Origin of the sequence: Sphingomonas sp. CCH9-F2 (genome assembly GCF_001556735.1) — a bacterium.
GTDB lineage: Bacteria > Pseudomonadota > Alphaproteobacteria > Sphingomonadales > Sphingomonadaceae > Sphingomonas > Sphingomonas ginsenosidimutans.
Genome location: NZ_LSJO01000669.1, coordinates 1 through 295, shown reverse-complemented (window position 1 = coordinate 295; position 295 = coordinate 1). Strand labels below are relative to the sequence as shown.

Sequence of the window (295 nt, the reverse complement as noted above, 5' to 3'; positions counted from 1 at the left end):
CCACCGGCGGCCGGAGCCGCCGCAACCGCCGCAGCGGCCGAAACGCCCCACTTCTCTTCGAGCAGCTTCGACAGCTCGGCGGCTTCGAGGACGGTCAGTTCGCTCAGCTGGTCAACCAGCGCGTTCAGGTCTGCCATGATCTTACTTCCTATCAAGCGGGGACAGGTGCCCCAAATTCCAAAAAATCAACAGGATGCTGCCCGAAATCAGGCGGCTTCCTTCTCCGAATAAGCTGCCAGCACGCGCGCGATCTGCGCGGCCGGGGCCTGGGTGATGGTCGCCAGCTTCGTGGCGG

2 pseudogenes are annotated in these 295 nt (G+C 64.1%); both read right to left on the bottom strand.

Annotated elements, in window-relative coordinates:
• Window positions 1-137: pseudogene (locus AX685_RS19020) on the bottom strand (50S ribosomal protein L7/L12); the annotation flags it as partial.
• Between the two features lie 69 nt (window positions 138-206).
• Window positions 207-295: pseudogene (locus AX685_RS23280) on the bottom strand (50S ribosomal protein L10); the annotation flags it as partial.